17 protein-coding genes are annotated in these 20,399 nt (G+C 61.2%); 8 read left to right on the top strand and 9 right to left on the bottom strand.

Annotation, left to right across the window (positions count from 1 at the left end; translation table 11 throughout):
- Window positions 1-30: 30 nt before the first annotated feature.
- The 6 genes from NUV89_RS10090 to ppsA all read right to left on the bottom strand — a co-directional run bounded on the left by NUV89_RS10090 (window position 31) and on the right by ppsA (window position 6,361).
- On the bottom strand, window positions 31-855 hold the full coding sequence (locus tag NUV89_RS10090; RefSeq protein ID WP_003175519.1) for a mechanosensitive ion channel domain-containing protein: 825 nt from the start codon (window positions 853-855) through the stop codon (window positions 31-33).
- A 2-nt stretch (window positions 856-857) separates the two neighbouring features.
- Window positions 858-1,103, bottom strand: a complete 246-nt coding sequence (locus NUV89_RS10085; protein ID WP_005790375.1) for a hypothetical protein — start codon at window positions 1,101-1,103, stop codon at window positions 858-860.
- An 86-nt stretch (window positions 1,104-1,189) separates the two neighbouring features.
- Window positions 1,190-2,185, bottom strand: a complete 996-nt coding sequence (locus NUV89_RS10080) for a zinc transporter ZntB (protein ID WP_207041693.1) — start codon at window positions 2,183-2,185, stop codon at window positions 1,190-1,192.
- A 24-nt stretch (window positions 2,186-2,209) separates the two neighbouring features.
- On the bottom strand, window positions 2,210-2,701 hold the full coding sequence (gene rraA, locus NUV89_RS10075; protein WP_257781161.1) for a ribonuclease E activity regulator RraA: 492 nt from the start codon (window positions 2,699-2,701) through the stop codon (window positions 2,210-2,212).
- Between the two features lie 188 nt (window positions 2,702-2,889).
- Window positions 2,890-3,879 (bottom strand): alpha/beta fold hydrolase, encoded by a 990-nt coding sequence (locus tag NUV89_RS10070; RefSeq protein ID WP_257781160.1) that lies wholly within the window; start codon window positions 3,877-3,879, stop codon window positions 2,890-2,892.
- Between the two features lie 106 nt (window positions 3,880-3,985).
- Window positions 3,986-6,361 (bottom strand): phosphoenolpyruvate synthase, encoded by a 2,376-nt coding sequence (gene ppsA / locus NUV89_RS10065; protein ID WP_124526656.1) that lies wholly within the window; start codon window positions 6,359-6,361, stop codon window positions 3,986-3,988.
- Between the two features lie 178 nt (window positions 6,362-6,539).
- On the opposite strand from ppsA, the gene NUV89_RS10060 reads away from it, so the two are divergent.
- The gene (locus tag NUV89_RS10060; protein WP_017739558.1) at window positions 6,540-7,358 is read left to right on the top strand and encodes a pyruvate, water dikinase regulatory protein; all 819 of its coding nucleotides are present in this window, start codon (window positions 6,540-6,542) and stop codon (window positions 7,356-7,358) included.
- 128 nt (window positions 7,359-7,486) lie between these two features.
- Here NUV89_RS10060 and NUV89_RS10055 read toward each other — a convergent pair whose 3' ends face one another.
- Window positions 7,487-8,911: a PLP-dependent aminotransferase family protein gene (locus tag NUV89_RS10055; RefSeq protein WP_257781159.1), complete on the bottom strand. Its 1,425-nt coding sequence runs from the start codon at window positions 8,909-8,911 to the stop codon at window positions 7,487-7,489.
- A 160-nt stretch (window positions 8,912-9,071) separates the two neighbouring features.
- On the opposite strand from NUV89_RS10055, the gene NUV89_RS10050 reads away from it, so the two are divergent.
- The 7 genes from NUV89_RS10050 (at window position 9,072) to NUV89_RS10020 (ending at window position 17,863) form a co-directional block, all read left to right on the top strand.
- Window positions 9,072-9,965 carry a DMT family transporter gene (locus NUV89_RS10050; RefSeq protein ID WP_177325364.1) on the top strand — a complete coding sequence of 298 codons (894 nt, stop codon included), beginning with the start codon at window positions 9,072-9,074 and terminating at the stop codon, window positions 9,963-9,965.
- A gap of 23 nt (window positions 9,966-9,988) precedes the next feature.
- The gene (gene moeB, locus NUV89_RS10045) at window positions 9,989-11,851 is read left to right on the top strand and encodes a molybdopterin-synthase adenylyltransferase MoeB (protein WP_257781158.1); all 1,863 of its coding nucleotides are present in this window, start codon (window positions 9,989-9,991) and stop codon (window positions 11,849-11,851) included.
- Between the two features lie 15 nt (window positions 11,852-11,866).
- Window positions 11,867-12,781, top strand: coding sequence for a PLP-dependent cysteine synthase family protein (locus NUV89_RS10040; RefSeq protein WP_257781157.1), 915 nt, complete (start codon window positions 11,867-11,869; stop codon window positions 12,779-12,781).
- Between the two features lie 37 nt (window positions 12,782-12,818).
- Window positions 12,819-13,811, top strand: coding sequence for a serine O-acetyltransferase (locus NUV89_RS10035; protein ID WP_257781156.1), 993 nt, complete (start codon window positions 12,819-12,821; stop codon window positions 13,809-13,811).
- 2 nt (window positions 13,812-13,813) lie between these two features.
- Entirely contained in the window at window positions 13,814-14,542 is a 729-nt protein-coding gene (locus NUV89_RS10030; protein WP_257781155.1) for an alanyl-tRNA editing protein, read from the top strand.
- Between the two features lie 237 nt (window positions 14,543-14,779).
- Complete coding sequence (locus NUV89_RS10025; RefSeq protein WP_257781154.1) at window positions 14,780-16,525, top strand: ABC transporter permease subunit; 1,746 nt, start codon at window positions 14,780-14,782, stop codon at window positions 16,523-16,525.
- Window positions 16,526-16,540: 15 nt separating this feature from the next.
- On the top strand, window positions 16,541-17,863 hold the full coding sequence (locus NUV89_RS10020) for a nitrate/sulfonate/bicarbonate ABC transporter ATP-binding protein (protein ID WP_257781153.1): 1,323 nt from the start codon (window positions 16,541-16,543) through the stop codon (window positions 17,861-17,863).
- Between the two features lie 176 nt (window positions 17,864-18,039).
- Here NUV89_RS10020 and NUV89_RS10015 read toward each other — a convergent pair whose 3' ends face one another.
- Entirely contained in the window at window positions 18,040-18,318 is a 279-nt protein-coding gene (locus tag NUV89_RS10015; protein WP_257781152.1) for a hypothetical protein, read from the bottom strand.
- 420 nt (window positions 18,319-18,738) lie between these two features.
- Complete coding sequence (gene prpD, locus NUV89_RS10010; RefSeq protein ID WP_257781151.1) at window positions 18,739-20,223, bottom strand: 2-methylcitrate dehydratase; 1,485 nt, start codon at window positions 20,221-20,223, stop codon at window positions 18,739-18,741.
- Window positions 20,224-20,399 lie beyond the last annotated feature (176 nt).

Below are 20,399 nucleotides of genomic sequence, written 5' to 3'. Positions count from 1 at the left end.
CGGCGGCGTACATTAGCAGGGTTTGCCGGGTTAGCGGCTACTGACCTGCTGTTCAAGGAGGATCCGATTGGACAGCGACACCAGGTCGCCGTCATCGGTCAGCACCGTCGTCTTGACTGTGCCGATCTCCTCGATTTGCCCTTCGACCTCGCCTACACGCACCTGTTGCCCAACCTGATACAACTCACGCACATAGATTCCCGCAAGAATCTGGCCGGCAATTTCCCGGCTTCCCAAGCCCATGGCCAGCGCAACGGCCAGACCAACGGTAATCAAAACGATCACAATCACGTGGTTGAGCAGGTCAGTCTTGACCTCCAACTGGCTGATCGCCACCGAAATACTGATGATAATCACCAGGCCCTGGGCAATTCGCCCCAGGCCGGCGGCATAGTCCAGCCCCACGCCTTCAGCAGCTCCGCGCACCAGGCCATTGGCCAGTTGCGCCAGTAAAACGCCTACCAGCAGTACCAGCGCGCCGCCGAAAACCTTCGGCAAATACAGCGCCAGCATGTCGAGCGTAGCTGAAACTCGCTCAAGGCCAAGGGATTGAGCCGCAGAAACCAGAAAAATCAGCAAAACAAACCAATAGACGATCTTGCCGATCAGTGTCGAGATCGGCACTTGCAGCCCGGCACGCCCCAGCAGCTTGGTCAGGCCGGTGCCTGCCATCAAGCGGTCGAGGCCGAGTTTGGCGAGCAGCTTGGACAGCAGGGTGTCGAGCAGCTTGGCCACGACAAAACCCAGCAATACCAGGACCAGGGCCCCAAACAGGTTGGGAATGAAGTTCGCCACCTTGGTCCACAATGCGGTCATCGCGGTGACCAGGCTCTGGGTCCAGAGATCAAGTTCCATATTCAATCAGCCTTATCAGCAGTGCGAGCAAGAGGTTTACGACGGGAAACCGGTGATACGTGGGCCGAACCGTTGTTCAGGGCCATCATCAACGCCGGCAGCCAACGCCCGAGCAGACCGAACAAATCACCCGCCCCTACCTGACGGTTGGCGGTTTTCAACACGCGGCCCAGGCAGGCGTCGTCGTCACGGTTGGACGGCGAAGCATTGAGCATGTCACGCAAAGACTGTTCGAACGGATCGTGCATAAAGACCTCTCGCAAGTGTTTTAAAAGACGAGGGTTAAATTCTTGGGGTCACATAGGACCCTTCCTACGTTCAGGTCATATTCAGGTCAAACCCAGCGCAATCGTCGAAACAACCACCATTGCCCCAGTGCCACTGACACCATCAACAGGCATGCAATCACAAACCCATAGGGGCTGGCAGAGAACGGAATCCCGCCCACATTGATCCCCAGCAAGCCGGTCAGAAAGCTCATCGGCAGGAAGATCCCGGTGATGATGCCAAAACGGTACATCGTGCGATTCATCCGCACGCTCAAACGCCGGTCTTCGGCTTCCAGCACAAGCCCCACGCGCTCCCGGGTCAATTCAAGCTCTTCCAGGTAGCGGGTCAGGCTGTTGTTCAATTCGTTCCAATAGTCGGCATCGTCGTCGCAGAACCACGGCAATTTGATCCGTGTCAGCTGGGCAAAAATATCCCGCTGCGGCGCGAGGAATCGCTTGAGCCCGGCCGCTCGCCGACGGATCTGCAAAACGCTGCCATGCTCCGGGGTATACCGTTCGTCGGTATCGAGTTTTTCTTCCTCGGCATCGACGATTTCAGACAGGTCGGTGACCAGATCCTGCACTTTATTGGTCAGGTACTGCGCCATATAAAGGATAAGTTCTGACGCCGTTTTAGGACCTTTGCCATCCGCCAATTGCACCAGCAGCTCATCGGTGGCGCGCAACGGCCGCAACCGCAGGGAAATCACGCGACTGGCCGCGGCAAAGATGCGCACCGAGACCATGTCTTCCGGCTCGGCGCCCGGGTTGAGGTTGACCCCTCGCAAAAACAGCAGCAACTCGGCGTCCGGCAACGGCAACAGGCGCGGGCGGGTGTTCTCCTCCAGCAGCAGGTCACAGGCGAATTCGCTCAGGCCACTGGATTTGCGCAGCCAGGTCTGCGTCTGGGGATGGCTGCGATCCCAATGCAGCCACAGGCTTTCCTGGGGCTGCAATTGCAAGTCGTCGAGCTCAGTCCGGGCAATCGAACGCGCACCGCCTTTACCGTCCAGCACCAGGGCATGCACCAGCCCCCATTGCGCGTTTTCTTCCTCGAACATCCTCACCCCATCGGCTATTGCGGTTTATTCAGGCATTTTCAGCGGGCTTGGCGACACGATCACGCCATTGTTGTCGGCGTAGATGTACTCACCCGGGCGGAACGTCACGCCGGCAAACGTGACCACCACGTTGAGGTCGCCGATGCCGCGCTTTTCGGTCTTCATCGGATGGCTGGCCAGCGCCTGCACCCCCAGGTCGGTCTGCGCGATGACATCGACATCACGGATGCAACCGTAGATCACCAGCCCTTCCCAACCATTTTTCGCGGCTTTCTCGGCGATCATGTCACCCAGCAGCGCGCGGCGCAGTGAACCACCACCATCGACCACCAGCACCTTGCCAGCCCCCGGCTGGTCGGCTTGTTCCTTGACCAGCGAGTTATCTTCGAAGCACTTGATGGTGACGATCTCACCACCAAAGGAGTCTCGGCCACCAAAGTTGCTGAACATCGGCTCGACGACCTGCACCAGCTCCGGGTAGGCGTCGCACAGGTCGGGGGTCACGTAATGGTTCATCGAAAAAATTCCTTTCTGTCAAAGAAGTGTCTTTCAAGGAAGTGCCGGTCGAAGCAGGTGGGCAACATCCCACTCGCACCGCCGCAACGCAATAGCCACTGCGCGACTGAATATGACCAGAAGCGTCCAGCGCGTCATATCTTAGCCGTAACCGTAATGGAGCGAAACGCCCGTGGCTGAGCGCTCCATCAAACCTCGGCGACGGTTGCGGCCGAGGCCCCGAACAAAGGTGTGAGCGGGTCCTTCAACCACTGCGCCACCAACGGCCACACTTCAGCTTGCGCCGCCTTGCTGACCAGCATCTCTACGTGGCCGAAATCCCCGCTGAAACCCTGCTGGCGCCCCAGGCACAGGTACTGGCGATGCTCGGAGCCCACCTGCTCGAACAGCTTGCGACAGGCCCAGTCCGGGTCTTGAAGGTCGCCGGCAGCACTGACCGCCAAGAGCGGCACCTCGACATCGGCCAGGCCTTTCCACCAATCATTTTTACCTTCGCCAAAACGTCCAAACAGGCCGTTCCAGCGCATGGCTTCGATCAGCACACCCGCCGGTTCGTCCTCCGGGCCGCGCTTGAACCGTGTGCCGGAAATCTCGCCGAAGCGTTTCAACAGCAAGCGGCCCGTCCACTCCAGCGGCGGCAGTTTCAACGGCCAATGCGTGCGACTGACCTGACAGCCAAACAGTGCCACCGAAGCCGCTGCCGGCGCGCCCAGGTGTTGCCCACCCAGGGCCGCAGCCAAGCTGGTGGCGCCCAACGAATGACCGACCCAATGCGGGATCTGCCCGCTTTGCTCACGCACAAACGCGCCAATCGCCGGCAAATCGTAGCGCGCATAGTCCGCGACACGATTGCGCGCATAGTCATGATTGCGCTTGGACAGGCCATGCCCACGCATTTCCGGGATCCACACATCAAACCCCTGGCGTGCCAGGTGGGCGCCCAGGCCGAGCCCCTTGGGCGAATACCAGAAGCGGCGGTTGGAAAAACTGCCGTGCAACAAAATAACGGGGATGCCCCGGTTTTCCGGGACATCGGCCTGGCCCAAACGGGTAACCGCCAGCTCGACGGTGCCGTCGGGACTGTTACCGGGTTTGAGGCGATAGACATCTTCACTCAGGTCGCCACGACGTTCAGCGCTTATCAGGGCGACGGGAAACAGGTTGCTGCTGCTTTGCATAATGCTCTTGCACAAAAAAGGGCGGCGTCCGCGAGGAGGCCCGCCCTGTACAGATAAGAATGCCGGTCACCCTCAACGAGTGACCGGCACTTTTGACGTACCGACTTTAGGCGGACGCTTGGCCTTCCGCCAGGAAGAACCAGGTTTCCAACACGGAATCGGGGTTCAGCGAGACGCTCTCGATACCCTGTTCCATCAGCCACTTGGCCAGGTCCGGGTGGTCGGAAGGGCCTTGGCCGCAGATGCCGATGTACTTGCCGGCCTTGTTACAGGCCTGGATAGCGTTGGCCAGCAGCTTCTTCACCGCAGGATTACGCTCGTCGAACAGGTGCGCAATGATCCCGGAGTCGCGGTCCAGGCCCAGGGTCAGCTGGGTCAGGTCGTTGGAACCGATGGAGAAACCGTCGAAGAATTCCAGGAACTCTTCGGCCAGGATGGCGTTGGATGGCAGTTCGCACATCATAATCACGCGCAGGCCGTTCTCGCCACGGGACAGGCCGTTCTCAGCCAGCAGGTCCACCACCTGGCTCGCTTCACCCAGGGTGCGCACGAACGGCACCATGATCTCGACGTTGGTCAGGCCCATCTCGTTACGCACGCGCTTGAGGGCGCGGCATTCGAGTTCGAAGCAGTCGCGGAACGCTTCGCTGATGTAACGCGAGGCACCACGGAAACCCAGCATCGGGTTTTCTTCTTCCGGCTCGTAGAGCTTGCCGCCGATCAGGTTGGCGTATTCGTTGGACTTGAAGTCCGACAGGCGCACGATGACCTTTTTCGGGTAGAACGCCGCCGCCAGGGTGCTGATGCCTTCCACCAGCTTCTCGACATAGAAACCCACCGGGTCGTTGTAGCCGGCGATGCGCTTGTCGACGCTTTCCTTGATGTCCAGCGGCAGGCCGTCGTAGTTCAACAGGGCCTTGGGGTGCACGCCGATCATGCGGTTGATGATGAACTCCAGGCGGGCCAGGCCCACGCCGGCGTTCGGCAACTGCGCAAAGTCGAAGGCGCGGTCCGGGTTGCCGACGTTCATCATGATCTTGAACGGCAGGTCGGGCATGGCATCGATGGAGTTTTGCTTGATGTCGAAGCCCAGCTCGCCTTCAAAGATGAAGCCGGTGTCGCCTTCGGCGCAGGAAACAGTCACGCCCTGGCCATCTTTGAGCAGTTGGGTCGCGTTGCCGCAGCCCACGACCGCAGGAATCCCCAGCTCACGGGCGATGATCGCCGCGTGGCAGGTACGCCCGCCACGGTTGGTGACGATGGCGCTGGCGCGTTTCATCACCGGCTCCCAGTCCGGGTCGGTCATGTCGGAGACCAGCACGTCACCGGGCTGGACTTTGTCCATTTCGGACACGTCCTTGATGATCCGCACCTTGCCGGCGCCAATGCGCTGGCCGATGGCACGGCCTTCCACCAGCACGGTGCCGGTTTCTTTCAGCAGGTAGCGTTCCATGACGTTGGCCGAAGTGCGGCTCTTCACGGTTTCCGGGCGAGCCTGCACGATGTACAGCTTGCCGTCGTCGCCATCTTTGGCCCACTCGATGTCCATCGGGCACTTGTAGTGCTTTTCGATAATCATCGCTTGCTTGGCCAATTCGCTGACTTCAGCGTCGGTCAGGCAGAAACGCGCGCGATCAGCCTTGTCGACGTCAACGGTTTTCACCGAACGGCCGGCCTTGGCTTCGTCGCCGTAGATCATCTTGATGGCCTTGCTGCCCAGGTTGCGGCGCAGGATGGCCGGGCGACCGGCTTCAAGGGTGTGCTTGTGGACGTAGAATTCGTCCGGGTTGACCGCGCCTTGTACGACGGTTTCCCCCAGGCCGTAGGCGCCGGTGATAAACACCACGTCACGGAAGCCCGATTCGGTATCGAGGGTGAACATGACGCCGGCGGTGCCGGTTTCCGAACGCACCATGCGCTGCACGCCGGCAGACAGGGCTACCAGCTTGTGGTCGAAACCTTGGTGTACACGGTAGGAAATTGCGCGATCGTTGAACAGCGAGGCGAACACTTCCTTGGCCGCGCGGATCACGTTTTCCACGCCACGGATGTTCAGGAAGGTTTCCTGCTGGCCGGCGAACGAGGCGTCCGGCAAGTCTTCGGCGGTGGCCGAAGAACGCACGGCAACGGCCACGTCCGGGTTGCCAGCCGACAGTTCGGCGAAGGCGGTGCGGATTTCTTCGTTGAGCTTCTCGGGGAACTCGGCGTCCATGATCCATTGACGGATCTGGCTGCCGGTCTTGGCCAGAGCGTTGACGTCATCGACGTCCAGTGCGTCCAGCGCGGCGTGGATCTGAGCGTTGAGGCCGCTCAGTTCGAGGAAATCGCGGTAAGCCTGGGCCGTGGTGGCAAAACCACCCGGCACCGACACACCAGCGCCTGCAAGATTACTGATCATCTCGCCGAGGGATGCGTTCTTGCCCCCCACGTGCTCTACATCATGGACGCCGAGCTTATCGAGGGAAACTACGTACTCTACCAAGGTGATCTCTCCACTAACTGTGTTGGAAAAGCTCAGGACGCCGGCTGCTCAGTAGGAGCTTTCGCCAGCGCTTGTGGCCTGGACCTGGAAAATAAGTGAGAATGCGGCCCACTGCGGGACGGCAAAATCGCGCCTATCATATCCAAGATTCGTCATCAGCTTAAGGCCCAGGGCTCAAATGAAACGATCTGCTTTCTTTATCTCCGACGGCACCGGCATCACCGCCGAAACATTGGGTCAAAGCCTGTTGGCGCAGTTCGAAAACATTACCTTCGCCAAATTCACGCGGCCGTATATCGACAGCGTGGATAAAGCGCGGGCCATGGTACAACAAATCAATCTGGCGGCTGAAAAAGACGGCTTTCGGCCGATCATTTTCGACACCATTGTCAATCAGGACATTCGTGAGATCCTCGCGACTTCCAATGGTTTCATGATCGACATCTTCTCGACGTTCCTCGCGCCGCTGGAACAAGAGCTGAGTGAACACTCCTCGTACTCGGTAGGAAAGTCCCATTCCATTGGGCACAACTCCAACTATATGGAGCGTATCGAGGCGGTGAACTTCGCCCTCGACAACGACGACGGCGCCCGCACGCATTACTACGACAAGGCCGACCTGATCCTGGTGGGCGTATCCCGCTGCGGCAAGACGCCGACCTGCCTGTACATGGCAATGCAATTCGGCATCCGCGCGGCCAACTACCCGCTGACCGAGGACGACATGGAACACCTGACGCTGCCTGCGGCCTTGCGCTCACACCGGCACAAACTGTTCGGCCTGACCATCGACCCGGACCGCCTCACCTCGATCCGCAACGAGCGCAAGCCCAATAGCCGTTATTCCAGCTATGCGCAGTGCGAATTCGAAGTGCGTGAAGTGGAAAATCTGTTCCGTCGCGAGAATATTGCGCATATCAATTCCACGCACTTTTCGGTGGAGGAGATTTCCGCGAAGATTTTGGTGGAGAAGGGTGTGGAGCGTCGGTTCAAGTAGTTGTGTTGCCTGGGCTGGCCTCTTCGCAGGCAAGCCCGCTCCCACATTTTGACCGAGTTCTAACCTTGAAATGCCGTCAAATGTGGGAGCTGGCTTGCCTGCGAAGAACGATAACGCGGTAACCCTGCCTACAACTGAAACCGCCCCCCACCCTGCCCCAGCGCCGTCGCCAACGCATCAAACCCCGCCAACAACAGCTGATCGTCCCCCGATGTATTGCAAACACTCGCCCGAATAAACTGCGGCACCGCCGTCTGCCCTACGGCAAACGCCTCGGCCGTGGCGATCAGGTAATTATTCTGCTTAAGCTCCGCCTCAATTTCCGATGCGCGCCACGGTTCCGGGACTTCGATCCAGAAGTGCGGGCTGTTCAGGTGCGTGCGGTACTCAAGCCCGGTCAACAGCCCCTCGACCAGGGTTTTGCGGCGGCTGATCTCGTGGATCTGCTGACGCAGCAGATACTCCGCCGTGCCGTTTTCGATCCACTGTGTCGCCAGTTCCAGCGTGACCGGTGTGGCCATCCAGCAGGTCGAGCGCAGCGCCGCCGAAATACGGCTGACCAGCGCCGGCGGCGCATGCACATACCCCACCCGCAACCCCGCAGACACCGCCTTGCTCAGGCTGCTGATCAAAATCGTACGCTCGGGCGCGAAATAACTGAGGGGCGGCGGACGATCTTCCACCAACACGCCGTGGGCCTCGTCTTCGAGTATCAGCAGGTTGTGCTCCCGGCACACCCTGGCCAACGCCTCCCGGCGCGAAATCGACAGGACCGCCGTCGTCGGGTTCTGGATGGTCGGTGTGCAATACAACGCCGAAACCCGGTGGTTACGGCAGACTTCCTCCAAGGCCCCCGGCAGCACGCCCTCCTCGTCCATCTCCAGGCCGATCAAGCGCACGCCCAGCATACGGGCTGCGGTAATCAACCCCGGGTACGTCAATTGTTCGGTGACCACCGTATCGCCCGCGCGCAGCAACGCCATCATCGCGCAGAGCAAACCATGCTGGCCGCCGTTGACGCAGATGACCTGCTCGGGAATCGGATGGAAGTCACGCTGCACCAGCCATTGCGCGCCGGCTTCGCGGTAGCGCGGCAGGCCGGCATCGGGCGTGTACGCACTGATGTCCTGGAGGAACTTGGCGCTGGTGGCCAGGGTTTGCAGGCTCTGGGCGAGGAACGTCGTCTCCTGCCCGGGGATATGCATGTTGCGGCTCATGTCGAAGTATTGGCGCGGCTCTTCGCTGAAGTTGCGAAAGCCTTCATCACGCTGGCGCTCCATCCCACGCTTGCGCACGAACGTGCCGTCCCCCACCCGCGCCACGACCAACCCCAGGCGTTCCAGTTCGCCGTAGGCCCGGCTGATGGTGCCGATGGTCACCCCAAGATTGTCGGAAAGCACCCGATGGGGCGGTAGCTTCCGTCCTGGTTCAATCAGCCCTTCGAGGATGCCCCGTTCCATGACATCGGACAGGCGCTTGTACTTCACGCCCTGCCCGCTGGACAACCCCTCACGCATAATTGACACCATGTCAATATTTGTTTTGACAGCCATCTTTCGCCCTAATAGTGTGCTTTTACGGGTTCAATCGCCGAATTTAATAACTCATTACAAGTTCAATATAGAGTTCAATTCCGGCTCAGGGAAGCAATAAACGATGCCAATGTCCGCCGTTCTCGAAAACGCTGAAAAAACCAAATCCCAGAAACAGTGGTTGGCCGGCCTGGTCACCAGCCTGATGTTTCTCATCGTGTGCCTGAGCTGGGGCACCACCTGGCTGGGGATCAAGATCGCCGTGGAGAGTGTGCCGCCGCTGACCTCCGCGGGCCTGCGCTTCCTGATCGCCTTTCCGCTGTTCCTGTGTTTTGCCATGGTGCGCCGCGAGCCGATCCTGTTCCCCCGGGAAAGCCGCTGGTTCTTTGTGTTCGTGACCCTTTCCTACTTCAGCGTTCCCTATTACCTGCTCAACTACGGCGAAATGCATGTGTCGTCCGGCCTGACCGCCCTGCTGTTCAGTTGCATGCCGGTGTTCATCCTGATTTTCTCCGCGCTGTTCCTGCGCGAGCGCATCTACTTCTCCCAGGTGGTCGGCATCGGTATCGGTTTCGGCAGCCTCTACATGATTATCAAGAGCCAGGGCCTGCACCTGGACCACGCCGAGTTCTTCGGGGTGCTGGCGATTCTGACCGCCGCGATCATGCACGCCTTGTGCTACGTCATTACCAAGCAAAAAGGCAGCGCCATCAGCGTGATTACCTACAACACCCTGCCCATCGGCATTGCCGGGCTGATGCTGTTCGTGGCCGGGCTGTGGTTTGAAACCCCCAGCTTCGACAGCATCACCCTGCGCTCCTGGAGTGCGCTGTTCTATCTCGGGCTGGTCGCCTCGGTCGGCGGCTTCATCGTGTACTTCATGCTGCTCAAGCGCCTGAGCCCGATCATCCTGTCGTTCGTGTTCATCATCTTCCCGGTGTTCGCGGTAATCATCGGCGCCTGGTACGAAGGCGTGGCGATTTCCCGCGACCTGATGCTGTATTCGGCCATCCTGCTGGCCGGTTTTGCGATCACCAAGCTGCCGGTTGAAAAACTCCTGGCCAAGAAAAAATGACCTTCAACAGACGCGAGAGAAACATGGACGTCCTCCGCCCCAATGCCCTGGAACAGATCTACGCCCACGCCAGCCGCAGCTATCCTGAGGAATGCTGTGGTTTCGTCTTCGCCGACGGCAGTGTGCATCTGGGCAGCAATATCCAGAACGAGCTGCACCGAAAGAACCCCGAGATCTACCCACGCACCGCCGCCAACGGCTACACCTTCTCGGTGGCCGACACCCTGCTGCTGAACAAGGCGTTTCGCAGCGACAACCCGGTGGTGGTGATCTATCACTCCCACCCCGACGTCGGCGCCTACTTCAGCGACGAAGACCAGGACAAGGCGCTATTCATGGGCGAACCGATCTTCCCCGTGAGCTACCTGGTGGTCGATGTTCGCCAGGGCCAGGCCCTGTGTTCAAAGCTGTTTGCCTGGGATGGCAAGCATTTCGCCCTTAACCCTTTCAACGACCTGCACACGGAGTTGTCCATGAACGCTGTCTCTTTCCCCGACATTCTGGTTCGCGTGGCCAAGCTGCCAGAATCGACCCTTGAGGGCACCGGATCGACATTGCGCGAAGTCATTGAAAACCTCTGTAACAGCCACCCGCAGTTGCGCCCGCACCTGTTCCACGAAAAGAACAACCAGCTCAAGGAACACTTCCTGTTTACTGCGGAGGAAGAGCTGATCGGCGCCGACGATCCACTCCCAGGGAAAGCCCGGATCGAAGTGTTGCTCGCCACTTCGGGCGGCATGGATGTGCAGACGTTGAGCAATGAAGAAGTGCAACGTTACGTGCGCCATATCACCCTGCCCGGCGTCGGCCGCGAAGGCCAGTTGAACCTGAAGAAAGCCAAGGTACTTATCATCGGCACCGGCGGCCTGGGCTCGCCCATCAGCCTCTATCTCGCGGCGGCCGGCGTCGGCACCCTGGGGCTGGTGGATTTCGACGTGGTGGAAAGCAGCAACCTGCAACGCCAGATCGTCCACGGCAACAGCACATTGGGCATGCCCAAGGTCGAGTCCGCCAAGCAGCGCCTGCAAGACCTCAACCGCCATATCCAGATCAACGCCCACGACACCGCCCTGAATGCCGACAACGCCCTCGAACTGGTGGGCGCCTACGACCTGGTGATCGACGGCACCGACAATTTCGACACCCGCTACCGGGTCAACGACGCCTGCGTCCAGCTGGGCAAACCCTTGGTGTACGGCGCCATCTACCGCTTCGACGGGCAGATCAGCGTGCTCAACTATAAAGGTGGGCCGTGCTACCGCTGCCTGTTCCCCCAGGCGCCGCCCGCCGAGCTGGCGCCCAACTGCAGCGCCGGCGGGGTGATTGGCGTGCTGCCGGGCGTGGTCGGGATGATCCAGGCCACCGAGGCGATCAAGTTGCTGATCGGCATCGGCGAACCCTTGTCCGGTCGCCTGATGCGCTTCGATGCGCTGGCGATGAAATTCAGCGAGATCCGCTTCAAGCGTCGCGCCGACTGCCCGTGCTGCTCGGACCTGCGCCAGAGCGTAACCCAGGCACCGGCGGTCTGCGCCGACGCCGTGCCCGGCGCGCCATCGCTGGCCGCCGAACGCTACATCAAGCCGCGCGTGCTCAAGCAACTGCTCGAACATCCCCGCAGCGCCGACGTACTGCTGGACGTGCGCGACGCCAGCGAGCTGGAAGTGTGCAAATTGCCAGGCGTGGTGCACATCCCCCTGGCCGAACTGGATGGGCAACTCGACAGCCTCAGCCGCGACAACACCCACTACCTGATCTGTTATGCCGGCACCCGCGCCGAGCAAGCGGCCACCACCCTGCTGGCGGCCGGCTTCGCCAACACCAAAGTGTTGCAGGGTGGCATGAAGCATTGGGTGCGCGACGTCGAACCCGACATGCCGTTGTATTGAGCCGGGGGCTGACTGATGCTGCATAACTCCATTCTCGACGTCATCGGCCATACGCCGATTGTGCGCCTGGCGCAGTTTTCCGAAGACCTCGGCATCGAGGTCTACGCCAAGCTCGAATCCCTCAACCCCGGCGGCAGCCACAAGGCGCGCATCGCCCTGGGCATGATCCTCGACGCCGAGCGCCGTGGCGTGCTGATCCGTGACGCCGGGCAAACCATCATCGAGCCCAGCGGCGGCAACACCGGCATTGGCCTGGTGATGGCGGGCAACGTGCTGGGCTACAAAGTGGTGCTGGTGATCCCCGACAACTACAGCCCCGAAAAGCAAAAGCTGCTGCGTCTCTACGGCGCCAAGGTGGTGCTGTCGGACAGTCGCCTGGGCAACAATTCCCACGGCGAAAAGTGCCTGGAACTGCAACTGGAAAACCCCAGCTACGTGATGCTCAACCAGCAACGCAATGGCGCCAACCCGCAAACCCACCGCGACACCACCGCCCCCGAGATCCTGCGCGCCTTTGGTGAGCGGCGTGCGGACTACTTTGTCAGCGGCATCGGCACCGGTGGCCACATCACCGGCATCGGCGAAACCCTCAAGGCCGCCTGGCCGGCGATGCGCGTCATGGGCGTGGAGCCGGAAGAGTGCGACCTGCTGAAAAACCAGCACGCACCGCACCATATCCAGGGCCTGTCGATCGGCCTGATCCCGAGCATCCTCAACCTGGATGTGCTGGACGGCATGCTCAAGGTGTCGCGCCAGGAGTGCATCGACATGATGAAACGCATCATGCGCACGGATGCCATCAGCCTGGGCCTGTCCTCGGCCGCCAACATGGTCGCCATCGCCCGGCTTGCCCCGGAGCTGCCGCCCGAAACAGTGGTACTGACCATGGTCTACGACAATGCCGACAGCTACCTGCCCAGTTTCGAATAAGCGGTTTCCCAACCATCCAGAATGCGGGGGTGCCTCCATGGGGGGCTTTATTGACATGCAACAGCTGCACGATGAGTTGCTCACCCACCTCATCAAGACCCTGACGCCTGCGCAGATGAAGCAGCTGGAACCGCACCTGGCGCCTTTGGTGCAGAACGCCGCCCAGGCCGTGGCCGAAGACTTGATCGCCTACGCCTACCGTGACCCGGCGTCGCGGGGGCGCGGTGAACTGATCCTGGAGTCCTACGCCTCGTTCAAGGCGGTGCTGTTCTATCGCCTGGCGCACTTGGTGTGGAACTTCCCCGACCAGGTCAACGGCGTGTTTTCGCGCATGGCCCTCAAGCTCAGCAACCAGGGCAAGATCCTCTCCGGCGCCGAGATCCACCCGGCGGCGCGTATCGGCCGGCGCTTTGTGCTGGACCACGGCTACGGCACGGTGATCGGCGAAACCTGCGAGATCGGCAACGACTGCTACATCCTCTGCGGCGTGACCCTCGGTGCCCGTGGCATCGCCAACAACCCGGACGGCAAGCGCCACCCGCGCCTGGGCAACAACGTCGAGATCGGCTCCGGCGCGCGCGTGCTGGGCTATGTGCTGATCGGCGACAACGTGTTTATCAGCCCGTCCTGCGTGATAACCCAGGACGTGCCAGCGGGCACCAAGGTCAAGGTGGTCAATCAGGTGCAGCTGCAAAAAAACGACGAGTCCGAGCACAGCAATTACCTCGGCGCCTTTGCCCTCGACGAGCGTCTGCACGTGGTCGGCGAAATCAACGCCAACCACAAGGTCACGGTGCTGGACGCCGACTTTCACCCCTTGCAGGGCTTGATGCTGGAGCCGACGGTGAAAGAGCGCCACCACCTGCAATTTCGCCTGCACCGCATTGAAGCCGATAGCCACCTGCCGCGCCTGCCGCTGAACCTGAAGGTCTGCGGCCCGGAGTTTGAAATCACCCTGCTTTCCCCCCCTGGCCTGAGTGCAATGGTGCGTCACTTGTTGCAAACCAGCCCTTTGAACGTTGGAGGTTGAACATGTCCGTGCACACCATGGAAACCCTGGCGCTGTTCGACAGCGCGCCCTACCAGAATGCGTTCAGCGCTCGGGTCATCGCCGTCAGCGAACACGGCATCGCCCTGGAGCACACCCTGTTCTACCCCACGGGCGGCGGGCAGCCGGGCGACACCGGCCACTTCACCCTGGCCGATGGCACGCGGGTCGAGGTCGTCGGCACCGTGCGCGACCCGGTGCTGCGCTCGATCATCTGGCACCAGGTGGAACACTGTCCCGAACAATTGACCTCGGGCGTGCAGGTTGACGCCGGCCTCGATTGGGAGCGGCGCTACCAGCACATGAAGATGCACACCTGCCTGCACCTGTTGTGCTCGATCATCGACGCCCCTGTGACCGGTTGCAGCATCAGCGCCGACAAAGGTCGCCTGGATTTCGACCTGCCGGAAATGACCCTCGACAAGGACAGCATCACCCGCGACCTCAATGCGCTGATCGAACAGGCCCACACGGTGAAGGCCCTGTCGATGCCCGCCTCGGAGTATTCGACCCTGCTGCAAATCACCCGCACCCAGGCGGTTGCGCCGCCGGTGGTGCAAGGCTCGGTGCGCATCATTGAAATTGCCGGGGTGGATATCCAACCGTGCGGCGGCACCCATGTAATCAACACCGAGGAAATCGGCCGGGTGTTTTGCGAAAAGATCGAGAAGAAGAGCAAGCACAACCGCCGGGTCATCCTGCGCTTTGAATAACCCTCAAGCGCCCGGGGAGCCAATGCCCCAGCCGCTTTTCGTACAGCGAACTGACAGGAAATTTATCCGCTTGTAACATTCAGAAACGTATCATCCCACCAGCAGCCATCGTCCTGATGCGCTGCTACCTGCATCTCCGAGAAAGCGCAGCCGCCCGTTCTCGGAGGAGCTTTCGCATAGAAGCTAAGCTCACCCCATCGCCACCGCTGAACCTGAACGCAGCAGGAATGACTGCCTATGAATAAAGTGCTGCGTCACTACATACCAGCCTCCACCTTGCGCTTGCTGCCCAATCGCTGGGACCTGGTCGCCCTGCCGCTGGTGATCGGCTTTCTGCTGTTTTTTTCCATCACCGCACGGGAAACCTGGGCGCCCATCGACACGTTGCAGAGCGAGGTTATCTCCCTCGACCCGGCCAACCTGCCGGAATACGCCATGCGCACCACCTTGCGCATGCTCGCGGCGATGGTGGCAGCGCTGGTGTTCACCTTTCTCTACGGCACCCTGGCGGCAAAAAGCCGGCGCGCCGAAAAACTCCTGGTGCCGGTGCTCGACATCCTGCAATCGGTGCCGGTGCTCGGCTACATCTCGTTTACGGTGACCTTCTTCCTGCTGCTGTTTCCCGGCCGTGTGCTCGGCGCCGAGTTCGCGGCGATTTTTGCGATCTTCACCAGCCAGGCCTGGAACATGACGTTCAGCTTCTACCAGTCGCTGCGCATGCTGCCCCATGACCTGGTGGAAGTGTCCACCAACCTGCGGCTGTCGGGCTGGCAACGTTTCTGGAAGCTCGACGTGCCCTTCGCCATGCCCGGCCTGGTGTGGAACATGATGATGAGCATGTCCGGCGGCTGGTTTTTTGTGGTCGCTTCCGAGGCCATCACCGTGGGCGACAAGACCATCACCTTGCCCGGCGTGGGTTCGTACCTGGCCCTGGCCATCGCGCAGAAAGACCTGCATGCGGTGGGGTACGTGATCCTCGCGATGATCGCGGTGATCCTGATCTACGACCAGTTCCTGTTCCGCCCGCTGGTGGCCTGGGCCGACAAATTCCGCATGGAAACCACCGCTTCCCAGGGCGCCGCGCCGCAATCCTGGGTGTTGAACCTGATCCAACGCACGCGCATGGTCCAGCGCATCCTGCGCCCCATCACCCGCAGCATCAGCCGTATCGGCAACAAACGCTTCAGCCTGGCCGGTGGTGCGCTCAAGGCGTTGCCAACGGAATCACCGGCGGCCTCCAAAGTGATCGATTGGCTGTGGGGCACGCTGATTGCCGCGCTGACCGCCTACGCGCTGTACCACATCGTGCAGTACGTCGGCACCGAAGTGACCTTCGCCGAGGTCGGCCACGTCTTCGTGCTCGGTTTGATTACCCTGCTGCGGGTGACGGGCTTGATCCTGATTGCCTCGCTGATCTGGGTGCCGCTGGGGGTGATGATCGGCCTGCGCCCGCGCCTGGCGCAAAAGATCCAGCCCGTGGCGCAGTTCCTCGCGGCGTTCCCGGCGAACCTGCTGTTCCCGGTGTTTGTCATCGTGATCCTGCATTACCACCTCAACCCGGACATCTGGCTCAGCCCGCTGATCGTGCTCGGCACCCAGTGGTACATCCTGTTCAACGTGGTGGCCGGTGCCAGCGCGTTTCCCAATGACTACAAGGAAGCCGCGGCCAACTTCCGCATTCGCGGCTGGTTGTGGTGGCGCAAGGTGATGCTGCCGGGGATTTTCCCCTACTACGTCACCGGTGCGATTACCGCCTCCGGTGGCGCATGGAACGCCAGCATCGTTTCCGAGTACGTGTCCTGGGGCCAGGACAACGTGGTCGCCCACGGCCTTGGCGCCTACATCGCACAAACCACCGCTGCCGGCGACTTCCCGAAGATCGCCCTGGGCGTGGTGGTGATGTCGATCTTTGTGGTGGCCTTCAACCGCGCGGTCTGGCGCCCGATGTACGCCCTGGCGGAAAACAAACTGCGTCTGAATTGAGGGGGATGCACCCAGATGACTACCACGACCGAACACACCACCGACACCCCGCAAATCTATTCGCTGAAAAATGTGAACCGGGTGTTCGGCAAAGGCAAAGATGAACTGCACGTGCTCAGCGGCGTCGACCTGAGCCTGCACGAAGGCGAGATCGTCGGCATGCTCGGGCGCTCCGGCTCCGGCAAATCCACCCTGCTGCGCATCATTGCCGGGCTGATCCAGCCGTCGTCGGGCGAAGTGCACTACCACGGCGTACCGCTGACCGGCCCGGCCGAAGGCGTGGCCATGGTGTTCCAGACCTTCGCCCTGTTCCCTTGGCTGACGGTGTTGGAAAACGTCGAAGCGGGCCTGCAAGCCTTGCAGGTCGAACGCAAGGAAACCCGCCGGCGCGCCCTCGCCGCCATCGACCTGATCGGCCTGGACGGCTTTGAAAACGCCTACCCCCGCGAGCTGTCCGGCGGCATGCGCCAGCGCGTCGGGTTTGCCCGTGGCCTGGTGGTCAACCCGACCCTGCTGCTGATGGACGAACCCTTCTCTGCCCTTGACGTGCTCACCGCCGAAACCCTGCGCACCGACTTGCTGGACCTGTGGAGTGGCAAGCAACTGCCGATCAAATCGATCCTGATCGTGACCCACAACATCGAAGAAGCGGTGCTGATGTGCGACCGCATCCTCGTGCTGTCCTCCAACCCCGGCCGTGTGGTCGCCGAGATCAAGGTGCCGTTTGCCCACCCGCGCAACCGGCTGGACCCGACCTTCCGGCAAATGGTCGATGACATCTATGCGCTGATGACCGACCGGCGCAGCGCCGATGCCAGCGCCGGCAAGCCCGAGTTGAAAATGAGCAGCCTGCTGCCGGAAGTCTCCACCAACCTGATGGCCGGCCTGATCGAAACCCTCGCCGCCGAGCCCTACAACGGCCACGCCGGCTTGCCCACCGTGGCCGAGCGGCGCTTGCTGGAAGTCGATGACCTGTTTCCCGTGGCGGAAATGCTCGAGCACCTGGGCTTCGCCGAACTCAAGGGCGCTGACATCACCCTCACCGACGCCGGCAAGTTGTTTGCCGACTACGGCACCCAGGAGCGCAAGACGCTGTTCGCCGAGCACCTGATCCAGCACGTACCGCTGGCCGCGCGCATTCACCAGGTGCTGCTCGAACGCAGCGGGCACCGCGCGCCACGGGTGCGTTTCGAGCAGGAGCTGGAGGACTCGATGACCGAGGCGTTCGTGGAGAAAACCCTGGAAAGCGTGGTGGCGTGGGGGCGGTATGCGGAGATTTTCTCGTATGACGACCACACCGAGACATTCAGCCTGGAAGATGTTGAAGGCAGCCTGTAAGCCCTGCGCGTTGAATAAACCACACCTAAAGAAATGTGGGAGCTGGCTCCCACATTGACTGTAGCGTTGCCCACCTGAAAACCACGATCACAAGCCTTGTTGACTGGCGATGGCTCCCCCGCGCTTGAGCGCCCGGTTCAACACACGCCGCGTGAAGGTGCGGGCGGGCTGTTGGGTTAAGCGCTGAGACCGTCGACGAACTGGTCGATTTTGCGCAGCATCACCTCTCTGTCCTGGTGCCCGAACCGATCATCCAACGCACTCAAGCGTGAGAGCGGCGTCGGGCTGTGTTGTACAGACCTGACATCGCCGACGAACGAGTCAACGTTGCCCGCTATCACCTCTCTGTCCGGGAGTCTGACCCCCTCATTCAACCCACTCAAGCGTGAGAGCGGCGTCGGGCTGTTGGGTACAGCCCTGATATCGCCGGCCAGCTGGCCTACGCCATCGTGCATCAGGCTGCCTCCCCGTGGGGTGGACCCGTCGACGCTAGACAGCGGCATTGGGTTTTGCAAACCCGCATGGGTTGCAAACAGCCCGCGCGGTAGTGACGCCATCGTCCCCTGAGGCAGCGCTGGACCTGACACGGTCAGGTGCCCGGAGCGGGCCTGGGCACTGTCTGCGTACCGGATGGGCGCAGGGGGCGCAGACAAATCAATACTGGCGTAGTGAGGCGCATAAGCCTGTGGATGTGTGCAAATCATTGGAGTACCTCTTCAGATTCAAGGTTTGGCTCGGGGAGCACTTGGCGGGCGACCGGTAACCACCGGTCGCCTGACTATCTGATTGGCATTTATCCGAAAACGGTTCCGCAAATGTAGGAAGCGTGAACCGCCGAGTCTTCAGGCTTTAAGCCTGGCCCTTGCGCAGCCTGTTCACACCACCCACAGATCGACAAAACGGTTCACCGGCGTGGCCTCAAGCTTCGCCTGATCCTTGCACAACGCAAAAATCTCCCCGCTGCGCTGCGCGGTAAACCGCGTGGCCAGGTTGGCCTTGAACTTGTCTTCCAGCAACGGAATGCCCTCCACCCGGCGCCGACGATGGCCGATCGGGTATTCCACCGCCACTTGCTCGGTGCTGGAGCCGTCCGTGAAAAACACCTGCACGGCGTTGGCAATCGAGCGCTTGTCCGCTTCCAGGTATTCGCGGCTGTAGCGCGGGTCTTCGACGATGACCATCTTGTCGCGCAACGCGTCGATGATCGGGTGCGCAGCGTGGAACTCATCCTCGTACTGCTCGGCCACCAGGTTGCCGAACGCCAGCGGCACGGCGGTCATGTATTGCAGGCAGTGGTCACGGTCGGCGGCGTTGGCCAGTTGGCCGACCTTGGAGATGATGCGGATCGCCGACTCATGGGTGGTGATTACGATGCGCTCGATTTCATGCAGGCGATCCTTGACCAACGGGTGCAAGGTCACGGCGGCTTCGCAGGCGGTTTGCGCGTGGAATTCAGCGGGAAAGCTGATCTTGAACAGCACGTTTTCCATCACGTAGGTGCCGTAGGGCTGGGACAGGCTGAAGGCGCGCTTGTCCTCGGGCTTGAGGGCCAGGTCCTTGTTGGTGTGGCTGAACAGCACGTCGTAGAACCCCCATTGCGGCGCACTCAAGACGCCGGGGATGCCCATTTCGCCACGCAGGGCGATGTCGGCCAGGCGCACGCCGCGACTCGACGCATCCCCCGCCGCCCACGATTTGCGCGAGCCGGCATTCGGCGCATGGCGGTAGGTGCGCAGCGCTTGGCCATCGACAAAGGCATGGGACAACGCCGCCAGCAGTTGCTCGCGATTGGCGCCCATCAGCTTGGCGGTCACGGCGGTGGAGGCGATTTTCACCAGCAACACGTGGTCAAGGCCGACACGGTTGAAGGCGTTTTCCAGGGCAATCACGCCCTGGATTTCGTGGGCCATAATCATCGCGTCCAGCACCGCGCGCACGGTCAGTGGCGCATCGCCTTGAGCTACGCGTTTTTGCGAAAGATGGTCGGCCACGGCGAGGATGCCACCGAGGTTATCCGAAGGGTGGCCCCATTCGGCGGCGAGCCAGGTGTCGTTGTAGTCGAGCCAACGCACGATGCAGCCGATGTCCCAGGCCGCCTTGACCGGGTCGAGCCGGAACGAAGTACCCGGCACCCGTGCGCCGAACGGCACCACCGTGCCTTCGACAATCGGCCCCAGGTGCTTGGTGCATTCGGGAAAACGCAGGGCCAGCAGGCCGCAACCCAGGGTGTCCATCAGGCAGTTGCGGGCGGTGTCCAGCGCGGCCGGGGAGTCGATCCGGTAGTTGAGGACGTAGTCGGCGATGTCCTGCAAGACCTGGTCGTAGTCGGGGCGGTTGTTCTGGTCGACGTTGGCGCTCATGGCAGTACTCCAAGAATGGGTTGGGGTTGGTCCTCGGGCTTACGGTTAATCGGGTTTTGGCCGGTCTGGTTGCCAGCCTTGGAATAGAGATCCCTTGTGGGAGCGGGCTTGTGTGGGAGCGGGCTTGCTCGCGAAAGCGGTGGGTCAGTGAATACATATTTGACTGATACACCTGT

It is taken from the genome of Pseudomonas sp. 18.1.10, assembly GCF_024655625.1.
Lineage (GTDB): Bacteria > Pseudomonadota > Gammaproteobacteria > Pseudomonadales > Pseudomonadaceae > Aquipseudomonas.
This window is presented reverse-complemented; position numbering and strand designations above follow the sequence as displayed.

Excerpts from the sequence above, each read along its gene's own strand:
- NUV89_RS10085 (WP_005790375.1), bottom strand. The coding sequence starts at position 1,103 with ATGCACGATCCGTTCGAACAGTCTTTGCGTGACATGCTCAATGCTTCG.
- NUV89_RS10090 (WP_003175519.1), bottom strand. The coding sequence starts at position 855 with ATGGAACTTGATCTCTGGACCCAGAGCCTGGTCACCGCGATGACCGCA.
- NUV89_RS10025 (WP_257781154.1), top strand. The coding sequence starts at position 14,780 with ATGAATAAAGTGCTGCGTCACTACATACCAGCCTCCACCTTGCGCTTG.
- prpD (WP_257781151.1), bottom strand. The coding sequence starts at position 20,223 with ATGAGCGCCAACGTCGACCAGAACAACCGCCCCGACTACGACCAGGTC.
- NUV89_RS10020 (WP_257781153.1), top strand. The coding sequence starts at position 16,541 with ATGACTACCACGACCGAACACACCACCGACACCCCGCAAATCTATTCG.
- NUV89_RS10080 (WP_207041693.1), bottom strand. The coding sequence starts at position 2,185 with ATGTTCGAGGAAGAAAACGCGCAATGGGGGCTGGTGCATGCCCTGGTG.
- NUV89_RS10015 (WP_257781152.1), bottom strand. The coding sequence starts at position 18,318 with ATGCACGATGGCGTAGGCCAGCTGGCCGGCGATATCAGGGCTGTACCC.
- rraA (WP_257781161.1), bottom strand. The coding sequence starts at position 2,701 with ATGAACCATTACGTGACCCCCGACCTGTGCGACGCCTACCCGGAGCTG.
- NUV89_RS10055 (WP_257781159.1), bottom strand. The coding sequence starts at position 8,911 with ATGGCTGTCAAAACAAATATTGACATGGTGTCAATTATGCGTGAGGGG.
- moeB (WP_257781158.1), top strand. The coding sequence starts at position 9,989 with ATGGACGTCCTCCGCCCCAATGCCCTGGAACAGATCTACGCCCACGCC.
- NUV89_RS10030 (WP_257781155.1), top strand. The coding sequence starts at position 13,814 with ATGTCCGTGCACACCATGGAAACCCTGGCGCTGTTCGACAGCGCGCCC.
- NUV89_RS10070 (WP_257781160.1), bottom strand. The coding sequence starts at position 3,879 with ATGCAAAGCAGCAGCAACCTGTTTCCCGTCGCCCTGATAAGCGCTGAA.
- NUV89_RS10035 (WP_257781156.1), top strand. The coding sequence starts at position 12,819 with ATGGGGGGCTTTATTGACATGCAACAGCTGCACGATGAGTTGCTCACC.
- NUV89_RS10040 (WP_257781157.1), top strand. The coding sequence starts at position 11,867 with ATGCTGCATAACTCCATTCTCGACGTCATCGGCCATACGCCGATTGTG.
- NUV89_RS10060 (WP_017739558.1), top strand. The coding sequence starts at position 6,540 with ATGAAACGATCTGCTTTCTTTATCTCCGACGGCACCGGCATCACCGCC.